The organism is Salegentibacter sediminis (assembly GCF_002078605.1).
GTDB classification, from domain to species: domain Bacteria; phylum Bacteroidota; class Bacteroidia; order Flavobacteriales; family Flavobacteriaceae; genus Salegentibacter; species Salegentibacter sediminis.
This window is the reverse complement of the sequence record NZ_MSJR01000007.1, coordinates 45,486-65,415: the sequence shown is the minus strand read 5'-3', so window position 1 is coordinate 65,415 and position 19,930 is coordinate 45,486. Positions and strand designations below refer to the sequence as shown.

Below are 19,930 nucleotides of genomic sequence, written 5' to 3'. Positions count from 1 at the left end.
AGCTAATACCAATAACCTAAAATCTAAAATCACTCCCCAATCAACCCAAACCTATAAAAGGTTTTTAAACGGGCTATCCGATTCTTCGAAATATACTCAAAGAATTTATTTTGGGCATTTATATAGCTCATCTGCCTGGAATTCACCATAAAAAGTGAGCTTTCCCCTGCTCTGAACATACGCCTTTCGCCTTCCAGTAATCGTCTGGTATTTTCTACGTTCTGCCGGTAGATTTCCAATTGTTGGTTACTGGTTTTCCATTCGTTGAGGGCAGCCCTGGCTTTGTATTTCAGATTGGCGCGATAATTATCCAGGTCCAGCCGGGCATCGGCGATCTTGAGATTGGCCAGTTTAACTTTTCCCCGTTCTTTCCTTAAAAAAAGCGGCATTTCAAATTCAAGCCCAAAATTATAGTTGTTTAAGGAATATTCAGCGCTGGGAATCTTGTCTATGCTTTCGGTTAAAACATTGTACTTTAAGTTGAGCTCAGGTTTTAATTGTTCCCTGCTCCAGCGACGGTCTATTTCCAACTGATCTACCTTTAATCCACTGCGTCTAAGCTCGGGATGTTGCTCGATGAGCTCCTCGATATCTCCTAAAAATTGTTCATCGATAGGGATGCCTGTAGCCTCCTGAAAGGCCGGAATAGTGCCTTCGGCTATTTCAAGAGGAGTAACGCCTTCAAGCCAGAGATAAACCGAAATCAGCTCCGAAGCATTTTCAAACTCCAGCCGGGCTTCATTATAGCCTATGCGGTTGTTTTGTACCTGTATTCGAGCTTCGGTGGTGTCTATGGCTGCCACCTCTCCGGCGAGACTGCTTTGGCGAACCCCTTGATAACGTTCTTCGGCAATTTCTATAGCTTCCTTATAGGTTTGCATCACCGAATAACTTTCAAACCATTTCCAGTATGCTTTGCCTGCCTCATAGATAAGTTCGTTAAGCATTAGCTCCCGTTCCATTTGAGTCATTTTTTGAAATAGCTGTGCTTTTCTAAGTTCGGCTCGTCTTTCATCGATAAAAAGTCCTTCCCCCAGGGAAACCGAGATTCCGCCATACCAGAGCCCGTTTGCGGGAGTGAGGTTTTGCGGGTTGAGGTAAGCCCCCTCATTAAGATCGTAACCCCCGTGCAGCTCTATTCCAAACCAGGTTGGTATTTTTAATCCGCTTTCAATAATGCTATAATATTCGGTGCCTTTAAAATTCTTCTGTTTTGTGTTGTTAAAGATTTTAGGATCAAAAACGCCCCTGGCTTGCTGGATGTCGGCCTCTCCAATTTGTAATCGATTCTCGGCCTGTCGGGCTACCGGGTGATTTGCCTTTACGAGTTCGATATATTCCTCAAAAGTCAGGATGTTTTCTGCCTCAAATTCCTGTGCCCAGCCTGGGGAAATCTGGAAAATAGTTAGTAGTAGCAGAAGTATCTTTTTTAGAATGCTCATTTTAGTTTGTTGATTAGCAGAAAGGTTTTTTACTTTTTGTCTGTATTGTTTTCTTTGGCAGGAGCATAAAAATCGGGAGGGAAGCCATTAATATTTCTCCACAGCTCGTACCAGACGGGTACATTTTTAAGCAATACCATATTTGAAGTTCCTGCGCCTAATCGTAAGGCTTCAGGCCATTGTGCTTCTTCGGGATCGGGAGCGACTAAAACCCTATACCGCCCGTTTTTAGTGATGAACCTGTCTATGGCAAAGATCTCTCCGCCATATGTGCCGTAACTTTGCTCCGGCCAGCCCGAAAAAACAATCGCCGGCCATCCATCAAATTGAATACGCACGTCCTGGCCTTTTTGCAAAAGAGGCAGGTCCAGCGGTCGTACATACATTTCTACGGCCAACTGGTAATCGGCCGGCATAATGCTTACAATTTGATCGCCTTCCTTCAAGGTTTCACCAATCCCAGACTGGATGGCCTGGGTGATATAACCATTGGTAGGTGCCGTGATATAATACATTCCCTGTCTCACCGAGTAATTGGTGTATTGGTTCTCCAGCTTGGTGATCTCTGCTTCCGATTCATATAGGCCTGTAAGCGTAGTATATTTATCTGATTCAGCTTTTGCAACGGCATCACGATATTGTGCCTGGATAGAGCTCAATTCTACTTCAGCATTGATCACCTCGTTCTGGCTGGTGAGCAATTTATTTTGGGCAGAAATCATTTCGGCTTCTTCCTTTCGCATGCTAAGTCGGCGGTTTTCAAGATCGGTAAGGGATTTTAGTCCTTCTTCATACAAGCCGAGAATTCGCGCGTATTGTTCTTCAGCAATTTCATAATTAATGATAGCTGCCTGATAATCCATACTATCGCTTTCCACCTTCAACTTTGCCTGCTGTGCTTTATTTCGTGCCTGCTGCAATTTTAGCTGATTGGTTTCCAAGAGAGCTGCGATCCTGTTGTCCAGGGCTTTTACTTTCTCCCTGTAGGATCCAACGGCCTGCTCTTTAGCATTTAGTTGTGCCCGGGTTCGGTCTAAAAGATCAGGGTCAAAATATTCGTCCTTTATTTCTGAAACGAACATTATGGTATCTCCTTTTTTAACGTAATCGCCTTCCATTACAAACCATTTCTCTATTCTTCCTGCAATTATAGATTGAATGCTTTGCGGCCGATGTTCCGGCTTAAGTGCGGTTACCTCACCTTTGCTTCTTATATTCTGAGTCCATGGAAGAAACATACTTATTAAAATGAGCAGGAAAAATATGGTGATGAGGCGTTTAACCCATTTTCCAGATTTCCGGCTTTCAACCTTTTCAAGGCTACTGTAGGAAGTTTGGTTTACCTTGTCGGATATTTTATTTGATGATATATTAAGCATCTTCCTCGTTTTTAAATTCTTCTGAAAATTTCAATTCCTCATAGGTGCCGGTTTTAGTGATTTTTCCATTTGAAACAATGGCAATTCGATCACAGCGTTTAGCGAAATGTGCCTCAGATGAAACGGCTATCAGGGTCCAGTCCTGTTCTTCAGAAGTAAGGAAATCCATAATTTTAAGTCGTTCCAGGCGATCCAGATTGTCAAGAATATCCTCGATGAGCAATAGATTTGGTTTGCTTACAATACTTCTGGCAATTAGGAGCTTTGTAATAATACTGCGGGAAAATTTATAACCCTGGGGTTCTACGAAAGTATCGTAGCCTTTTGGAAGATTCCTGATAAAACTTTTTAGCTTTAGATGATTAACCGCCCATTTTACATTTTCGAAAGGAATATTTTTTCTTCCCATCGTGATATTTTCCAGCACCGTGCCTTCAAACAGGGTTCCCTGGGCAAAACATTCACCTATCACCCTTCTCATATCGGTAATATTTAAATTGGTGAGGGAGATCCCGTTGTAAGAAACTACTCCCTCTTTTACTTCATATAAACCTGCAATAAGTTTAAGTAAAGTTGCTTTTCCTGAATTGTTTTTACCAGCGATGAGAAATTTTTCCTTGTTTTTTACCGTCAGGGAAATACCCTCCAGAATTTTGGTTTCACTCCCGGGATAACTGAAGCTAAGATTTTCGGCTTGTACTTTCAGTCCCGGGGAAGTCAACTCTTCTTTTAGGTTTATTCCTTCAGACCTTTCCAGTTCAAGATCGGTTACCTCCCCGATTTTCTCCAGGCCTGTGAGCACGTCATAAATGGTTTCGAGGCTCACAATAAGCTTTTCTACAGCTTCCATTACCAAAAGAATAATGATCTCGGCCGCAACGAACTGCCCTATATTAATGGTTTGTTCCATAACCAGGAATCCACCCAGGATTAACAAACTTGCCGCCACTATCACTTTAAAAACCACCATAAAAGAATATTGGCGCATCAGGAGCTTAAAATGGCTTTCCCTGGATTTTAAATAAGAATCTACGTTTGTATTGGCCCTTTCCAAAGGCAGCTCTGTATCTCCCGCCAGTTTAAAGGAAGTGTTATTGCGACCTACTTCTTCAAGCCAGTGCGCAACTTTATATTTGTATTTAGATTCCTCTAGACTGGTAGAAAGGCCTTTTTTTACTGTAAAATGAAAAATTATGTAAATCAAAAACACCAGCAGGACACTGAAAACGATAAACAATGGGTGATAAAGCGATAAAAGAATTAAACCAAATATCACCTGCAATACAGCTACGGAAAAGTCAATAAGCAATTTAGGTAGTCCTTTTTGAACCGTCATTACATCAAAAAAACGGTTCATTAATTCAGGGACATAATGCCTATAAAGGGCTTCCATTTTTATCCTCGGGAGGCGATAGGAGAATTCGAAGGCTGCTTTTGTAAAAATTTTTTGCTGAAGGTTTTCAGTAATTCTAAATTGAAATATCCTTAAAATTCCTGTAGCTGCAACCCCCAGCACAACAAAAATAATGAGCAAAATCCATGAGGTAGTCATCTCCCCACCAATGATAAGGTTAACAATTGCTTGTATTCCCAGGGGTACAGATAAATAAACAAGTCCGTTGAAAATAGAGTAGATGTAAATGTTTATAATTTCTGACTGGTCTGGTTTTAATAATCTGAAGAGCCTCTTTAAGGGGCTCGGTTTTTCAGTATTTGTCATTCTGTCCTTGCTCATTTGTTAATCTTTAATAGCGTGAAAAACCATTGCCTTATAAAATTCGGTGACGGCATCCTCTCCCTTTACGATATCGGTTAATCCCGGCAAATGGTCTGCAAAAAAGCGCTGGTTGTGAGCCCCTTCAATAATGGTTGATACCAGCATATGGGGGTACTTGTAATTAGGATTTATTTCCAAAATTATATCGCTCACCCGGCCAACCAGCATTTTATAACCGGTATAAACGCCTGCTTTGTTTTCCTGGTCTACCTCTTTGGTTAGAAAAACTTTTGGGGATTCTGAAATTATTATATTCTGAAGCTTTACCTCATTAATGTGGGCGAAACTGTGGTCCTCATCAATAGGTTTGGTAAGCAGAATTATGGCTCTTTTAAGTTTTTCCTCAGGCGAATCTATATTGGCTGTTTTAAAAATAAAATGATACTCCAACCAACCCCAATACCATATGGTTAAGTATTGCAACAGCTTATGTTTACTCTCAAAATACCTGTAAACCGATGCTTCTGTAGATTTAATGGTTTTTGCCAGCTTTTGAAAAGTGAAATTTTCAAAGCCAATCTCCTCGATCAATTCTATACTCCCGGCTATAATGCGCTTTCCAAGAGGGCTGGATTCGGGGTCCTTCAAATAACTATGAGGGTTAACCTGAATGGAAATATTAGATAGAAATTTTTTCATAATATTAATTTCTACAAAAATAATAGTAAAACTATCATATATGCAAGTTGAACCATTGTTAATGTGTTGATAAATTTTAAAGCTTCAGGCTTAGGATAAAAAAATCCCTGTGCAGTAACTGCGACAGGGATTTTTAAGCTATTAAACATGGTTTTATAAGCTTATTAATTTTTGTGGTGGAATAGGTGCTGGAACAGAATTTTGCACCGGTTCTGTACTCATAAAATATTCATACATAGCCCGTAAATCTTCTTCTTTCAGGTTTTTGAAATTCTCCCAGGGCATAGGAGGCAATAAGGTACGACCATTTGGTTCGCCTCTTAATTTTCCTTCGGTTAGGGAGCGATTAAATTGTTCAAAACTCCAGGTCCCAATCCCCGTATCGTCGGAGGTGAGGTTGGCCGCAAAAGAAACACCCCATGGCCCAACTGCCGCAGTAAGATCGGGGTTCATTAACATCCAGCCTTTTTCCAGGGCGTCCTGGCTTATTGGGGGTAATTCATTTTTGGCCTGGTAGCCTGAAAAAGCGAGTTCTTTAATATATTCCGGGCCGCGCTCTCCCATGCGTTTTGGACTATGGCAGTCCTGACATCCTATAGTGTTAACCAGGTATTCTCCTCTTTTTACGAGCTGTTCCTGGCTTAGAGCAACCTTTTTTGTCTCCCTGCCCGCAGGTTGATATTCTTTTTTAGCTTCTGCATCTTTGCAGCTGCCTAACATACCTAATAGCAGCAAACAAATTGAAAAAGTGAGGACGGTGGTGAAAATTGGCTTCATAATAATGATTTTTGGTTAAAGGAGCTTAAAAAATAAAACAGGAAGCCTGGTACTTTGGGAAACAGGAAGCTTCAATAAAATACCTTAAAATAAAAATAAGTAAAAACCTTTATTTTTTAACCAAAATCATTTTTTCTGATTAATGCTCAGTACGGGCAGTTCGAAGTGGTTAATTATGTTCTCAGTAACCCCGGGCCGGAATATTTTTTCCAGGCCGGTATGCTGCCCTGTGATAGTAGCGAGCATGTCGGGTTTCTCTGTAGCGATATACATCCCAATCCCGCGCTCTTCACTTTTTGCATTATAGACGAATCGTTTTTCCTTGACATCGGTTTGCTCGGCCAGGAAGTAATCCATTGCTTTTTCAATTTGGTTGCTTTCCATAAAAGTGTAAGGCGTATTGATATATATTACCTCTATTTCCATTCCGAACTTTTTCGCCAGTTCCAGGATTTTGTTAAAGCTGTCCCGGGTTTCCTCCTGGAAGTCGGAGGCGATCCCTATCTTTTTTAAAGGTGCAGATTTATCGGTTTGTTTTACCGAGAGCACAGGTACTGGCGATTGCTTTAGAACATTCTGGGTGTTACTGCCCATTAGTTTTTGCATTCCTTTCTCGCCGTGGGTTCCCATAACCACGAGACTATACTTCTCCTTGCTGATGTAATTTTGAATTTCTTCAATTCCCTGGTTGAATAAGAGCAAAGAATTAGCTTCTACGCCAATTTTCTCGGCCCGGCGTTCCAGCTTTAATAATTCATCTTTGGCATGGCCTATAGCAGCCTTGGTTTCAGGATATAGATTTTCCTTTTCGAGGGAAAGTTTGCTCCAATCTACAGGGGTGTTGATGAGATGCAAAAAACTCACTTCAGAATTCATCTTTTTTGCGAGTTCCATTCCAATATTGGCAGCGTGGTTCGCGCAATCGGAAAAGTCGGTGGGTATAAGTACGCGTTTCATAAAACCTTGAATTTAAATTAAACCAAATCTCTCAACTTATGTAAAGTTAAAGCCTGAAAGCTCAATTTTAAATGATTTAAATCAGTTTTAAATTCTGGATTATCCGTGGGAATTCCATTTTTTATGATGTTTTAAAAACAGTATTTTTGATTTCTTATGGAGACAGATAACCTGAAACAGGGATTTTTTGGAATTGGAATTCAGAATGGGAAGACCCCCGAGAACCTCGGGGTGCTTTGGCGGTCTGCCCAAAATATGGGAGCAAGTTTTATTTTTACTATCGGAAACCGGTACCAGAAACAGGCCTGCGATACCCATAAGGCAGTAGGGGCCATGCCTTATTTTCATTATGAAAGTTTCGAAGATTTTTATGCGCATTTGCCCAAAGGCGCTATGTTAGTAGGGGTAGAATTAACCAAAAATGCCGTGCCGCTGGAGAGTTTTAAGCATCCAAGACGTTGTGTCTATTTGTTAGGTGCCGAAGACCACGGCCTTTCCAACCAGGCCATTGAAAAAGCTCATCATTTAGTGAAATTCAAATCTAAACTCAGCCTTAATGTTTCTGTGGCCGGTAGCATTGTGATGTATGACCGCGGAATGAAAACCGGGTTTTCGACCTGAGTCTCACAATGTCTTTTTCAGACTTAAAATTGGATATTTTAGGGCTTTCATTAAATTAGCAGGGATTAAAAACTAAACTAAAAATAATGAAGATCTTTTCAAGACTGATGTTGTCCTTTGCTGTAGCCGGAATTTTCGGTATTACTGCAACGGCCCAGGAAGTTGTGGTAAACAACCAGGCCGATTTTGATGAATTTATGGATCGCAGCGGTAACCGTTACAGAACGGCTACCGGGAAACCGGGGCCCGATTACTGGCAGAACGAAGCCGATTATGATATCGAGGCTAGCCTTAACGACCAGGAACATACCATTACCGGTAAAATTACGCTTACCTATACCAATAACAGCCCCGAGCCTCTGGATTTTATTTGGATGCACCTGGAGCAAAACCGTTTCACCGAAGATTCCCGTGGAACTTTAACCACCCCTATCCAGGGGAACCGTTATAATGGTGATATTGATGGGGGCTACACCATTTCCAACCTGGAAGCAAAAGTGAGAAGAAGTAGCTCCAATAAATATTTAATTAACGATACCAGAATGCAGGTTTTCTTTGATGAACCAATCCCGGCAAAAGGAGGGAAGGCTACTGTTTCTATGAACTTTAAATACAAAATTCCTGTTGAAGGAATGGACCGTATGGGTCGTCTTGATGTTGAAGACGGAACGATTTATGCCCTGGCCCAGTGGTTTCCACGGGCTGCCGTATTAGATGATGTGGAAGGCTGGAATATTGAGCCATACCTGGGTGCCGGAGAGTTTTATCTCGATTATGGAGACTACGATTATAAGATCACCGCACCAGCCAGTCATATAGTAGTGGGCTCTGGTACTTTGCAAAACCCGCGGCAGGTACTTTCCAAAACAGTGAAGGAGAGATGGGATCGAGCCGCGAAAAGCGATTCTACCGTTTACCTGATAAAACCAGAAGAAGTTAACGATATGTCCCTGAGAGCAAAACAGGAAGGAACCCTTACCTGGCATTATAAGATTGAAAATGCCAGGGATGTAGCCTTCGGATCATCTAAAGCTTTTATCTGGGATGCGGCGAGAATCAATTTGCCTGGCGGAAAGAAAGCCCTTGCACAATCGGCATATCCAAAAGAAAGCGACGGAGAAGGAGCCTGGTCTCGTTCAACCGAATATTCAAAGGCCTCAGTAGAGCATTATGCAGAAAAATGGTTTAATTATCCTTACGGTGGCGCAGTAAATGTGGCCGCACATATTGGGGGGATGGAGTATCCAGGACTAAATTTCTGTAGCTGGAAAAGCCAAGGTGCTTCTCTATGGGGAGTAACCGATCACGAATTCGGGCATAACTGGTTCCCAATGATCGTGGGTTCCAACGAAAGACGCTACGCCTGGATGGATGAAGGTTTTAATACCTTTATAAATCATTACAGCACTTTGGAATTCAACAACGGGGAATACCCTTCCACATTAAATCAAACCAGAAATATGATCGGGTGGTTTACCAGTGAACAAAGAGAGGGAATTGATACCTACCCCGATGTGACCAACTTAAGAAATCTTGCGATGACGGCTTACTACAAGCCGGCAATAGGTTTATTGTTGATGCGGGAATATATTCTTGGTGAAAAGCGTTTTGATAATGCTTTTAAGTCCTACATAGAGACCTGGGCCTACAAACATCCACAACCTGGAGACTTTTTTAACCATATGGAAAATGTAGCCGGGGAGAACTTGTCATGGTTCTTTAAGGGCTGGTTCTACGGCACCGGAAATATAGATATCGCTCTTACCGGAGTTCAGGAGTATCAGGGGAATTATGTGGTTAGCCTGGCCAATAGGGGTGAAATCCCAATGCCGGTGTTGATGCAAATAACTTACGAAGATGGTTCTTCAGAAGAAATTAAGCTTCCGGTGGAAATATGGCAGCGCGGGGATACCTGGAATTACCTTCACAGAACCGATAAAAATGTGGATAGCATTGAACTTGATCCCAAAAAACTGTTGCCGGACGTCAATTTTTCGAATGATGCCTGGCCACAATCCATATATGGAAATTAAAGAATAAATAATCGATATATACCAGGCTGTCTGTATTTTAGGCAGCCTTTTTTTATGCTTTTGCGATACCTTTCTGAAGCTAGCGCAATGGAAAAAGTCTTCCTTGAAAGAAAATATAGGATCTATTCCTTATGGTTTCTGAAAAGATTTTTCTCTTTGATCATTTTGGCAGTTTTCTCCGGAATCATCTTCTCCCATCCTTCTTTGCCTTCTACGATCATTTGGTGTACCTGTCGGGAATGGATATCCAATACCTTCGGCTCATAGTCGGTGATGTCTACCACCCGGTTATTATCCAGGAAGAACTTATAAAGTTCCTTGATACGGGGATGTACTTTTAAGTTTTTGCTGGTAACGATCTCCCCGGTTTCCGGATTTTTGAGTGGATAAAGATAGATCTTCAGGTTTTTAAAGAACAACTTCCCAAAAGCCTCCAGAATCCCTCCGCTTAAATGCCGGTAATACTTCTCGTCGAAAATATCAATCAGGGTGTTAACGCCCATAGAAAGTCCCATCTGTTCCTTGGTGTGTTGGGAGAAATATTCTACTACTTTATAATATTCCTGAAAATTGGAGATCATCACATTGTGACCAAGACTACAGAGCAGATCGGCCCGGTCCAGAAAATCTTTTTCGTCTATTTCTCCTTCAGACTTTAAGTTGGAAAGCGTTATTTCGAAAATCACTACAGTCTTTTCGGGATCTACCCTTTTTTCTTTTCTGAACAATTCCAGCGATTTCTCGTACATGTTCATATTCACATTGGTCACCGGGCGGAAACTTCCGCGCAGGGTTAGGATATTCTTCTTGTACAAGACATTGGCCGGAAGGACATTATTTCCTTCAGGGTTGAACATTACGGCTTCGGTGATACCGTCTTTAACCAGTTGAAGGCTCATCAGGCGGTTGTCCACCTCTTTAAAAACAGGTCCTGTAAAATTGACGGCGTCAATCTCGATCTTATCATTAGAAAGGTGATCAAAAAGATGCTTCAGCAATGCCTTAGGGTCATCATATTGATAAAACGCCCCATAGATGAGGTTGACCCCCAGGATGCCCAGGCTTATTTGCTGGTGAACCGCACTGTTTTCATGAAACTGCACGTGCAGAATTATACTGCTGTATTCCTCCCTGGGTTTTGTTTGAAAATTTATTCCAAGCCATCCGTGACCCTTATATTTTTTTGCCCAGTCAATAGTAGCAACTGTATTGGCGTAACTGAAGAATAATTTGTCTGGATGTTTTTCCCGGGAGATACGCTCTTCTATGAGTTTGCTTTCATAATTAAGCATACTCTTTAACCGGGCCTCCGTTACATATCTTCCTGTAGATTCCAAACCATATATCGCGTCGCTAAAATCCTTGTCATATGCGCTTATAGTTTTGGCAATGGTCCCAGAGGGGCTCCCAGCCCTGAAAAAGTTTCTCACCGTTTCCTGGCCGGCACCAATTTCTGCAAAGGTGCCATAGATATTCTTGTTGAGATTTATTCTTAAGGTCTTATTCTCTATTGAGATAATGTTCTCAAATTCAAGGTCTCCCTCATCAATTACAGACATATCCTTAGATTTATAGTTGCCCTATAAATTTACTAAACTTAAATCTTATCTGCTACTACTTTATAGGTTGGATCCTCAAGAATGTTAACTTCAATAATGGCATCAGCTTTATTTAAGAGTGCCCTGCAGTCGCTGCTTAAGTGCCTTAGATGAAGTTTTTTGCCTTGTTTGTGATAACGCTCGGTGAGCTTGTTAACGGCTTCTATTCCGCTCATATCTACAATTCGACTTTCAGAAAAGTCAATTACCACATGTTCCGGGTCATTTAAAATATCAAATTTATCGTTAAACGCCTGCACCGATCCGAAGAAAAGAGGGCCGTAAATCTCATAATGTTTAACTCCTTCTTTATCTATTCTTTTTCTGGCTCTAATTCGTTTGGCATTATCCCAGGCAAAAACAAGTGCTGAAATAATTACCCCAATCAATACCGCTAATGCCAGATTGTGGAGCACCACAGTTACTCCGGTTACCAGTACCATAACTATAATATCTGATTTGGGCATTCTTCTGAAAGTTTTTAAACTGGCCCATTCAAAAGTGCCAACAGCTACCATGATCATTAGCCCGGTAAGCGCTGCCATAGGTAGAAGCTCAATTACACTGGAGCCAAACATAATAAAGATGAGCAAACTCACTGCTGCTACGATTCCCGATAATCGGGCTCGTGCCCCTGAGGAAACGTTAATAAGGCTCTGACCCAGCATCGCGCAACCTCCCATTCCTGAGAAGAAACCTGATAAAATATTGGCGCCCCCCTGAGCTACACATTCCTTGTTCCCGTTTCCACGGGTTTCAGTAATCTCGTCTAAAATATTAAGCGTTAGTAAACTTTCTATTAAACCTACTCCAGCCATAATCGCCGCATAAGGTAAAATTAACATGAAACTATCTAAAGTAAATGGAACCATTGGGATATGAAAGGGTGGAAATCCGCCTTTTATAGAAGCCATATCTCCAACTGTTTTTGTGTCTATACCCATGGCTGCAACAATACCAAATACCACGAGGATAGCTACCAGGTTGGCCGGTACTACTTTGGTTAATTTTGGAAGGAGCCAGATGATTAGAATTGCGGTTATTACCAGTGTCAGGAAAGTATAAAGCGGGGTGCCGGTCATCCATTCCAGTTCTCCCGCTGCATTGGGCACTTTAAACTGGTCGAGTTGAGACATAAAAATAATGATCGCCAGGCCATTCACAAATCCGAAGATAACCGAATGTGGCACCAGCCTTATGAGTTTCCCGAGGCGCAGCACTCCAGCTAAAACCTGGATTAATCCTGCCAGAACTACGGTAGCAAAAACATATTCGGGGCCGTGAGATACAGAAATAGCCACAATTACGACAGCTACCGCCCCGGTTGCTCCAGAGATCATTCCCGGGCGACCTCCAAAAATAGCAGTTATTAGTCCCATTACAAATGCTGCGTATAAACCCGTAAGTGGGGATAGTCCTGCGATAAAGGCAAAGGCTACCGCTTCAGGAATTAAAGCCAGGGCAACGGTTAAACCCGCCAGAACTTCTGTTTTGTAGTCTACTTTTTGTGAAAAATCAAAAAGGTTGAAAATCTTTTTCATCTGGATAAAAATTTAAAATATTATGATTGGCGAAAGTTTTTTTCGCAGAATGATTGCAAACCGGGGAAGCTAAGCCCTCTTTAGGGCGGGGTAAGTGGCGACGATAGTATGTGTCTTCCGTGTTTCATAAGAGGCGGCAAAATTAGATAATTATTTGTAACCGGAAAGCTCCAATCTGATTATCTTTTAACTTTTGATACACTCTTAATTTATAGGAGATTAAATTATGAAAATCGGCAAAATTTTAATTTAAATTCTCATTGCTATAAACCTTCTGGAAAGAGGAAAATGAATCCGGGCGCACAGACTGATATATTTCTGTTGAATGAGGATGTGTGAGCACCAACTGCCATAAATTTAGTTTTTTAGCCCTGAAAGCTGCAGCACTCGAATTAAGGTAAAATTCCCACATCCTGTAAAAGATATCGCTATATTCTGATTTAATCTCTGGCCATGCTCGTTTAAAATTATCCATCCAGGCCATTAGGGTTTGGTCGTAATATAACCCGAAATTATGCCAGTCTTCCAGGATGAGAGTGCGTTCCATGGCTTGGCCTATTTGTCTTACTGAGGGGATCAAACCCTGCGGAAAAATATATTTGTTTATCCATGGATCGGTGTGGTACCTGGTGGAATTACCGCCTATAAAATGCAGTAGGCTAATGCCGTCTACTTTTAAAGCCCTTTTTATCACCTGCATAAAAGCTTCAAAATTTTTATGCCCTACATGTTCCATCATTCCAATGGAAACAATGCGATCGTATTTTTGAACCACATCCCGGTAATCCTGAAATCTGATTTCTACCGGCAAACCCTGGCACCGCTCGCTGGCTAGTTTTTGCTGTTCTTTAGATATCGTGATCCCGGTAACTTTTACGCCGTATTTTTCAGCGGAATATTTGGCAAAACCGCCCCAGCCACATCCTATATCCAGTACTGTTTGTCCTTTTTTTAATTTCAGTTTTTGACAAATGAGCTCCAATTTATGGCGCTGGGCTTCAGCCAGGTCTTTGGCATCATTCCAGTAACCACAGGAATAAATCATAAGCGGATCCAACATTTTCTTATAAAGATCATTGCCAATATTATAGTGGCTTCCTATAGACTTTAAAGATTTGCTTCTACTTTGTTGGTTGAAAAGTTTTGATTTTATCCAGAGTAATTTCATCCGGAAATTCGATTTGATTTTTTCCTCCAAATCAGCCCTGAAGAGGCGGTAAAACATCTTGTCTAAGGCCCGGCATTCCCACCAACCTTCCATGTAGGATTCTCCAAAACCCAGGGAGCCACGGCTTAAAACACACTGATAGAAATTTTCATTTTTTACCAGAATGTCCCAGGACCGGTTGCCGTTAATTGTTATTCCTGCCTCCTGTAATAAATTTTGTACGGCGGTTTTGTAGTCTGTTTTTGCCATATAAAATTGATTTTAAGGTTTAAAACCCTTAAACACTGAGTTTCACTAACTTAAATTTAATTGATTTTCGGGATATTTTAAAATTAAAACTCGTTTATAGCAATGTGGTTGCTGTTTATCTTGTTATTTTTGCCAAAAGAAATTTTAGCAAAATGGCACATAAGGCAGGATTTGTAAATATTATAGGAAATCCCAATGTGGGAAAATCAACACTGATGAATGCTTTTGTGGGCGAGAAACTCTCTATCATCACCTCCAAGGCTCAAACTACCCGGCACCGCATTCTTGGTATCGTAAATGGGGAGGATTTCCAGATGATTCTTAGCGATACCCCGGGAATTATAAAACCGGCATATCAGCTTCAGGAATCGATGATGAGTTTTGTGAAATCTGCCTTCGAAGATGCCGATGTGCTGGTCTATATGGTCGAAATCGGGGAAAAGGAGCTTAAAGATGAGGCTTTTTTCAATAAAATTATCCAGGCCGAGATCCCTGTTTTATTACTTCTGAATAAAATCGATAAATCCAATCAATCTGAACTGGAAACCCAGGTGGAACTATGGAAAGATAAGGTGCCTAATGCTGAAATATTTCCGGTTTCAGCCCTGGAAGGTTTTAATGTTGCCGAGGTCTTTAATCGCATCGTAGAACTTCTTCCAGAAGCACCGCCATTTTATCCCAAGGATACCCTTACCGATAAACCCGAACGTTTTTTCGTAAATGAGATAATACGTGAAAAAATTTTGATGCATTATAAAAAGGAAATCCCCTATTCGGTAGAGATCGATACCCAGGAGTTCTATGAGGAAGAGGATATCATCAGGATGCGAAGCGTAATTATGGTAGAGCGCGATACCCAGAAGGGAATCATTATTGGTCATAAAGGCTCGGCTTTGAAAAGGGTAGGAGTGGAAGCCCGGAAGGATCTTGAGAAATTTTTCGGAAAACAGGTGCATCTTGAGCTGTACGTGAAAGTGAATAAAAACTGGCGCAGCGACCAGAGACAGCTCAAACGTTTCGGGTATAACGATTAAATCAGATCGGGTGTATTCTAAAGCCCGTTTTTCAGACTAAAAAATATGCGGATTAGACTTTTCAGCTAAACCCGATTTTTTACACTAATTTTGCATTTTAATAAAAGAATAAGCTATGGGCAATATTGTTGCTATCGTGGGAAGGCCAAATGTAGGAAAATCAACCTTTTTCAACCGACTCATTCAACGCCGGGAGGCGATCGTTGATTCGGTAAGCGGGGTAACCCGCGATCGTCATTACGGAAAATCTGACTGGAATGGGAGGAATTTTTCTCTCATCGACACCGGGGGATATGTTAAAGGCAGCGACGATATTTTTGAGGCCGAGATCGATAAGCAGGTGGAACTCGCCATTGATGAAGCCGATGCTATTATTTTTATGGTAGACGTGGAAAGCGGAGTGACCCCTATGGATGAGGAAGTCGCCAAATTGCTCAGAAAAGTTGATAAACCCATATTTCTTGCCGTAAACAAGGTAGATAATAATAAACGTCTGGAGAACGCTGTAGAATTTTATTCTCTCGGGCTTGGCGAATATTTTCCAATTGCCAGTACCAATGGTAGTGGTACCGGAGATTTGCTGGATGCTTTAATCGAAGCCCTTCCGGAACAGGAAGCCGAGGAGGAGTCCGAACTTCCGCGCTTTGCAGTGGTTGGTCGTCCCAATGCCGGGAAATCTTCTTTTATCAATGCACTTATTGGGGAAGAACGCTACATAGTAACCGATATCGCCGGGACTACCCGCGATTCTATGGATACTAAATACAATCGTTTTGGTTTTGAATTTAATCTGGTAGATACGGCTGGAATTCGGCGAAAATCCAAGGTTAAAGAAAACCTTGAGTTTTATTCGGTGATGCGCTCGGTGCGCGCTATAGAAAATTGTGATGTTTGTTTGATCGTGCTGGATGCCACCCGCGGATTTGACGGGCAGGTACAGAATATTTTCTGGCTGGCAGAAAGAAACCGCAAAGGAATAGTAATCCTGGTGAATAAATGGGACCTGGTAGAAGATAAGGAAACCAATACCATGAAGGAATTTGAGGCCAGGATCAGAAGAGAAATTGAACCTTTTACCGATGTGCCGATCGTATTTATGTCGGTGCTTACCAAGCAACGTATCTATAAAGCTATAGAAACCGCCGTCAAGGTTTTTGAAAACCGAAGTAAAAAGATTAAAACCCGCGAACTTAACGATGTGATGCTGCCAATCCTGGAGCACACTCCGCCACCTGCGTATAAAGGCAAATATGTAAAGATTAAATTCTGTACCCAATTGCCCACCCCGCAGCCTCAGTTCGCTTTTTTCTGTAACCTTCCACAGTATGTACGCGATCCCTATAAAAGGTTTGTAGAAAATAAACTGCGGGAGAACTTTGATTTTAATGGGGTTCCGGTAGCTGTTTATTTTAGGAAAAAATAAAAGTCAATAAATTTTACACATAAAGAAGCCCGGCAGTAATAATGCCGGGCTATTTTTTTTGCTGAATATGGAGTTGAAAGAAAAAAACAGGCACGGGCAACTGAATCCTGGAGACCGTCTTCTGCCGGCTGAAGCTACCAGCTTCCTCCGGCACCGCCGCCACCAAAGCCGCCGCCGCCAAAACCTCCACCGAAGCCACCGCCGCCTCCAAAGCCACCACCAGAGGAGCTTCCTCCTCCAAAAGTACCGCGGCCAAGAGAGCTTAAGATAATAGCATCCAGTAATGTGCCTCCAGTGCTTCTGCGTCCGCCGTTGCGTCCGCCTTTGTTTTTATTGGCTAAGGATACGATAATAACTAAAAAGATGATTCCCAGAACCAGCAATTGTACAGGGATTCCTTCAGAATTACCTCTTCCTTGCGGTGTACCCTGAAAAGTTCCTTCCAATACCTGGAAAATAGCTGTGGTTCCCTTGTCGAGGCCTCCGTAATAATTATTCTGCCTGAATTCCGGCAGAATTATTTGTTCTATGATTTGTTTGGTTCTGGCATCGGTAAGGTATTCCTCCAGTCCGTAACCGGTAGTGATCCAGATCTTCCGGTCGTTTTCTGCCAGTAGAATCAGAAGTCCGTTGTCTTCTTTCGATTGTCCGATGCCCCATTCCTGGGCCCAGTGGGCCGCATAGGTGCCTTCATATTCTCCCTGCAAAGATTTAATGGTGACCACCACAATCTGGGTAGAAGTTGTATCGGCGTAGGAGATAAGCTTTTGCTCAAGCCGTTGTTCTTCCCCCGTGCTTAAAACATCTGCCTCATCATAAACACTGGTCTCTTTAGAGGGCTTTGGAGGAATGTCACGCTGGCTGTACCCCGAAAATACCAGGGCCAGTGAAAAAAGAATAGTGAATATGGACTTGAAGTGGGCTTGTAACATTTATTCTTTTGAAATAGTGTTGGAAAGTTCATTAGTGTTATCGGGGGACCAGGGGAAGTGCTCTTCCAGTTGTTTTCCGGCTTTAAGTACCCCGTCTACCAGACCTTGCTTGAACTTTCCTTTTTTAAATTGATTTACGATGGCATCTTTAGTGCTTTCCCAAAAATCGGGAGGAACTACCTCGTTAATACCACGGTCTCCATAGATTACAAATTTATGATCCTCTACGGCTACATAGATAAGCACTCCGTTTTCTTCTTTGGTGTTATCCATCTTAAGTTGGTGAAAGACCTCCATGGCCCGGTCGAATATATCCTTCTCCCCACAGGATTTTTCCAGGTGAACCCTGATTTCACCGGAAGTGTGCCCCTCGGCGATCCGAATAGCTTCTACTATCTCTTCTTCGTCCTTTTTGCTTAAAAAATCCTCTACCTTACTCATTTTCTAAAAATCAAATTCTACTTCTGGTGCGTTTTCTGCCCCTGCATCAGCCTGGAAACGCTCCATTTTTTCAAAACCGAACATCCCTGCAAAAATATTATTCGGGAACACCCTGATATAGGTGTTGTAATCGGCCACTGCCTCGTTATACCTGTCGCGGGCCACATTAATCCTGTTCTCTGTACCCTCAAGCTGTGATTGTAACTGCAGGAAATTCTGGTTGGCTTTGATGTCGGGATAGCGTTCCACACTCACCAATAAACGTGATAAAGCTGAACTTACTCCGCTTTGTGCCTCCTGGAATTGCTGGATCTGTGCTGCACTTAGGTTATCGGCATCAACATTCACAGAGGTAGCCCGGGAGCGGGCTTCTATAACATCGGTAAGTGTCCCTCTTTCAAAATCGGCAGCTCCTTCTACGGTTTGCACCAGGTTCCCGATAAGGTCATTCCGGCGTTGGTATGAGCTCTCCACATTGGCCCAGGCCATTTTGGCGTTTTCTTCTTTTTCTACGGCGGTATTGTTAACACCGGCGGTAAAACTATAAATTACAAAAACTACAATGGCAATAATAATTGCCGGGATAAGCCACTTTTTCATATTTACATTTGGTTTTTAAGGTCGGTTAATCTTGCTTTTATTCCTTCCAACTTACGAATTATTTCAAAATTGTTGAGCGTTTTATGTCCTTCTTCCTTCAGGTGGATTTTGGCTCCCTCCAGGGTGAATCCTCTTTCTTTGACAAGATGATAAATAAGTTCCAGATTCCTGATGTCTTCAGGAGTAAACTTTCGGTTCCCCTTGGCATTTTTCTTTGGTTTAATAACATCAAATTCCTTTTCCCAAAAGCGAATTAGCGAAGTGTTAACCTTAAAGGCGGTGGCTACTTCACCAATACTGTAATATCTTTTGTCGGGTAGGTTAAGATGCATTTAATCCAGAGATTGGTTTTCCTGTTGTGCTTTTTTCAAGACCTCATCAAATTCTTCAGGAGACAGATGTCCATAATAGAAATTAATAGGGTTTATACGTCTTTCGTCTTTAAAGATCTCATAATGCAGGTGTGGGGCCTGGGATCTACCTGTGCTACCCACATAGCCAATTACATCCCCTCGCAAAACGCGTTGCCCTACTCTCACATTGTATTTATGAAGATGGGCATACAAACTGGTGTACCCATAACCATGATCAATTCTTATATGATTTCCATAACCGGTAGAACGATTGTCTGCGCGCTTAACTCTACCATTTCCTGTGGCGTAAATAGGCGTGCCTCTTGGTGCGGTAAAATCCATTCCATAATGGAATTTCCTAACCTTGGTAAAAGGGTCGGTTCTCCATCCGTAGCCCGAAGCAATTCTGCTAAGATCCTCGTTTTTTACTGGCTGGATTGCGGGAACAGCAGAAAGAAGTTCCTCTTTTTCCCTTGCAAGCTCTGCGATCTCGTCCAGAGATTTAGATTGCACCACAATTTGCTTGGTGAGGATGTCCATTCGTTTATTGGTTTCAATTATGAGCTTGGAATTGTCGAAACCTTCCAGGTTGCGATACCGGTTAATACCACCAAAACCTGCCCGTCGCTGTTCCTCGGGAATAGGGTTGGCCTCAAAGTACATTCTATAAATATTGTTGTCGCGGTCTTCCACATTGGCCAGAACTTCCTGGATCTGGTCCATTTTTTTGTTGAGTAGCCCATATTGCAACTGCATATTTTGAAGCTCTCGTTTTAAGGCCTTTTCTTTTGGTGTTTCAATCTGCGGGATATTGAGATATAACACCAAAAGCAGAAAACCGGCGAGGAAAGACCCTAAAATACTTAGAAATATAATCCCTATGCGCCTGCCTTTTCGGCCTTCGATTTTTTTATAGGAAAGCGTCTCGCTATCGTAATAATATTTAACCTTCGACATGAGTCAAAT

18 protein-coding genes are annotated in these 19,930 nt (G+C 42.0%); 4 read left to right on the top strand and 14 right to left on the bottom strand.

The window, feature by feature from the left end; genetic code table 11:
- Window positions 1-29 precede the first annotated feature (29 nt).
- From BUW93_RS11090 to BUW93_RS11065, 6 genes are all read right to left on the bottom strand, one after another.
- A complete protein-coding gene (locus BUW93_RS11090) occupies window positions 30-1,442 on the bottom strand; it encodes a TolC family protein (protein ID WP_081211772.1) in 1,413 nt (470 codons plus the stop codon).
- Between the two features lie 29 nt (window positions 1,443-1,471).
- Window positions 1,472-2,821, bottom strand: coding sequence for an HlyD family secretion protein (locus BUW93_RS11085; RefSeq protein ID WP_081211771.1), 1,350 nt, complete (start codon window positions 2,819-2,821; stop codon window positions 1,472-1,474).
- A complete protein-coding gene (locus BUW93_RS11080; protein WP_232778349.1) occupies window positions 2,814-4,556 on the bottom strand; it encodes a peptidase domain-containing ABC transporter in 1,743 nt (580 codons plus the stop codon). The genes BUW93_RS11085 and BUW93_RS11080 overlap by 8 nt, the downstream gene beginning before the upstream one ends.
- 3 nt (window positions 4,557-4,559) lie before the next feature.
- Window positions 4,560-5,237, bottom strand: a complete 678-nt coding sequence (locus tag BUW93_RS11075) for a TetR/AcrR family transcriptional regulator (protein WP_081211769.1) — start codon at window positions 5,235-5,237, stop codon at window positions 4,560-4,562.
- Between the two features lie 153 nt (window positions 5,238-5,390).
- A complete protein-coding gene (locus tag BUW93_RS11070) occupies window positions 5,391-6,014 on the bottom strand; it encodes a c-type cytochrome (protein WP_081211768.1) in 624 nt (207 codons plus the stop codon).
- A 126-nt stretch (window positions 6,015-6,140) separates the two neighbouring features.
- Window positions 6,141-6,971, bottom strand: coding sequence for a universal stress protein (locus BUW93_RS11065; protein WP_081211767.1), 831 nt, complete (start codon window positions 6,969-6,971; stop codon window positions 6,141-6,143).
- Between the two features lie 156 nt (window positions 6,972-7,127).
- On the opposite strand from BUW93_RS11065, the gene BUW93_RS11060 reads away from it, so the two are divergent.
- Together BUW93_RS11060 and BUW93_RS11055 are read left to right on the top strand one after the other, a co-directional pair.
- A complete protein-coding gene (locus tag BUW93_RS11060) occupies window positions 7,128-7,592 on the top strand; it encodes an RNA methyltransferase (protein ID WP_081211766.1) in 465 nt (154 codons plus the stop codon).
- An 86-nt stretch (window positions 7,593-7,678) separates the two neighbouring features.
- The gene (locus BUW93_RS11055; RefSeq protein ID WP_081211765.1) at window positions 7,679-9,625 is read left to right on the top strand and encodes a M1 family metallopeptidase; all 1,947 of its coding nucleotides are present in this window, start codon (window positions 7,679-7,681) and stop codon (window positions 9,623-9,625) included.
- Window positions 9,626-9,747: 122 nt separating this feature from the next.
- On the opposite strand, the gene BUW93_RS11050 is transcribed toward BUW93_RS11055, so the two are convergent.
- From BUW93_RS11050 to cfa, 3 genes are all read right to left on the bottom strand, one after another.
- Entirely contained in the window at window positions 9,748-11,184 is a 1,437-nt protein-coding gene (locus BUW93_RS11050; RefSeq protein WP_081211764.1) for a nicotinate-nucleotide adenylyltransferase, read from the bottom strand.
- 38 nt (window positions 11,185-11,222) lie between these two features.
- The gene (locus tag BUW93_RS11045; RefSeq protein WP_081211763.1) at window positions 11,223-12,764 is read right to left on the bottom strand and encodes a SulP family inorganic anion transporter; all 1,542 of its coding nucleotides are present in this window, start codon (window positions 12,762-12,764) and stop codon (window positions 11,223-11,225) included.
- 244 nt (window positions 12,765-13,008) lie between these two features.
- Window positions 13,009-14,181, bottom strand: a complete 1,173-nt coding sequence (gene cfa / locus BUW93_RS11040) for a cyclopropane fatty acyl phospholipid synthase (RefSeq protein WP_081211762.1) — start codon at window positions 14,179-14,181, stop codon at window positions 13,009-13,011.
- A 152-nt stretch (window positions 14,182-14,333) separates the two neighbouring features.
- On the opposite strand from cfa, the gene era reads away from it, so the two are divergent.
- Both era and der read left to right on the top strand, forming a co-directional pair.
- Entirely contained in the window at window positions 14,334-15,215 is an 882-nt protein-coding gene (era, locus tag BUW93_RS11035; RefSeq protein ID WP_081211879.1) for a GTPase Era, read from the top strand.
- A gap of 115 nt (window positions 15,216-15,330) precedes the next feature.
- Window positions 15,331-16,638: a ribosome biogenesis GTPase Der gene (der, locus tag BUW93_RS11030; protein ID WP_081211761.1), complete on the top strand. Its 1,308-nt coding sequence runs from the start codon at window positions 15,331-15,333 to the stop codon at window positions 16,636-16,638.
- 134 nt (window positions 16,639-16,772) lie between these two features.
- Here the strand turns inward: der and BUW93_RS11025 are convergent, their stop codons facing one another.
- The 5 genes from BUW93_RS11025 to BUW93_RS11005 are packed head-to-tail and all read right to left on the bottom strand — an operon-like array spanning window position 16,773 to window position 19,921.
- Window positions 16,773-17,570, bottom strand: coding sequence for a TPM domain-containing protein (locus BUW93_RS11025; protein WP_081211760.1), 798 nt, complete (start codon window positions 17,568-17,570; stop codon window positions 16,773-16,775).
- On the bottom strand, window positions 17,571-18,011 hold the full coding sequence (locus BUW93_RS11020; RefSeq protein WP_081211759.1) for a TPM domain-containing protein: 441 nt from the start codon (window positions 18,009-18,011) through the stop codon (window positions 17,571-17,573).
- A 3-nt stretch (window positions 18,012-18,014) separates the two neighbouring features.
- Window positions 18,015-18,611 (bottom strand): LemA family protein, encoded by a 597-nt coding sequence (locus tag BUW93_RS11015; protein WP_081211758.1) that lies wholly within the window; start codon window positions 18,609-18,611, stop codon window positions 18,015-18,017.
- A 2-nt stretch (window positions 18,612-18,613) separates the two neighbouring features.
- Window positions 18,614-18,943: a MerR family transcriptional regulator gene (locus BUW93_RS11010; RefSeq protein ID WP_081211757.1), complete on the bottom strand. Its 330-nt coding sequence runs from the start codon at window positions 18,941-18,943 to the stop codon at window positions 18,614-18,616.
- Window positions 18,944-19,921 carry a M23 family metallopeptidase gene (locus BUW93_RS11005; RefSeq protein ID WP_081211756.1) on the bottom strand — a complete coding sequence of 326 codons (978 nt, stop codon included), beginning with the start codon at window positions 19,919-19,921 and terminating at the stop codon, window positions 18,944-18,946.
- Window positions 19,922-19,930: the final 9 nt, after the last annotated feature.

Bases quoted from the DNA above. Each gene is read 5' to 3' on its own strand.
- BUW93_RS11075 (WP_081211769.1), bottom strand. From the start codon at position 5,237: ATGAAAAAATTTCTATCTAATATTTCCATTCAGGTTAACCCTCATAGT.
- BUW93_RS11085 (WP_081211771.1), bottom strand. From the start codon at position 2,821: ATGCTTAATATATCATCAAATAAAATATCCGACAAGGTAAACCAAACT.
- BUW93_RS11045 (WP_081211763.1), bottom strand. From the start codon at position 12,764: ATGAAAAAGATTTTCAACCTTTTTGATTTTTCACAAAAAGTAGACTAC.
- BUW93_RS11065 (WP_081211767.1), bottom strand. From the start codon at position 6,971: ATGAAACGCGTACTTATACCCACCGACTTTTCCGATTGCGCGAACCAC.
- BUW93_RS11070 (WP_081211768.1), bottom strand. From the start codon at position 6,014: ATGAAGCCAATTTTCACCACCGTCCTCACTTTTTCAATTTGTTTGCTG.
- BUW93_RS11025 (WP_081211760.1), bottom strand. From the start codon at position 17,570: ATGTTACAAGCCCACTTCAAGTCCATATTCACTATTCTTTTTTCACTG.
- BUW93_RS11090 (WP_081211772.1), bottom strand. From the start codon at position 1,442: ATGAGCATTCTAAAAAAGATACTTCTGCTACTACTAACTATTTTCCAG.
- BUW93_RS11005 (WP_081211756.1), bottom strand. From the start codon at position 19,921: ATGTCGAAGGTTAAATATTATTACGATAGCGAGACGCTTTCCTATAAA.
- BUW93_RS11080 (WP_232778349.1), bottom strand. From the start codon at position 4,556: ATGAGCAAGGACAGAATGACAAATACTGAAAAACCGAGCCCCTTAAAG.
- BUW93_RS11015 (WP_081211758.1), bottom strand. From the start codon at position 18,611: ATGAAAAAGTGGCTTATCCCGGCAATTATTATTGCCATTGTAGTTTTT.
- BUW93_RS11060 (WP_081211766.1), top strand. From the start codon at position 7,128: ATGGAGACAGATAACCTGAAACAGGGATTTTTTGGAATTGGAATTCAG.
- era (WP_081211879.1), top strand. From the start codon at position 14,334: ATGGCACATAAGGCAGGATTTGTAAATATTATAGGAAATCCCAATGTG.
- der (WP_081211761.1), top strand. From the start codon at position 15,331: ATGGGCAATATTGTTGCTATCGTGGGAAGGCCAAATGTAGGAAAATCA.
- BUW93_RS11020 (WP_081211759.1), bottom strand. From the start codon at position 18,011: ATGAGTAAGGTAGAGGATTTTTTAAGCAAAAAGGACGAAGAAGAGATA.
- BUW93_RS11055 (WP_081211765.1), top strand. From the start codon at position 7,679: ATGAAGATCTTTTCAAGACTGATGTTGTCCTTTGCTGTAGCCGGAATT.
- cfa (WP_081211762.1), bottom strand. From the start codon at position 14,181: ATGGCAAAAACAGACTACAAAACCGCCGTACAAAATTTATTACAGGAG.
- BUW93_RS11050 (WP_081211764.1), bottom strand. From the start codon at position 11,184: ATGTCTGTAATTGATGAGGGAGACCTTGAATTTGAGAACATTATCTCA.
- BUW93_RS11010 (WP_081211757.1), bottom strand. From the start codon at position 18,943: ATGCATCTTAACCTACCCGACAAAAGATATTACAGTATTGGTGAAGTA.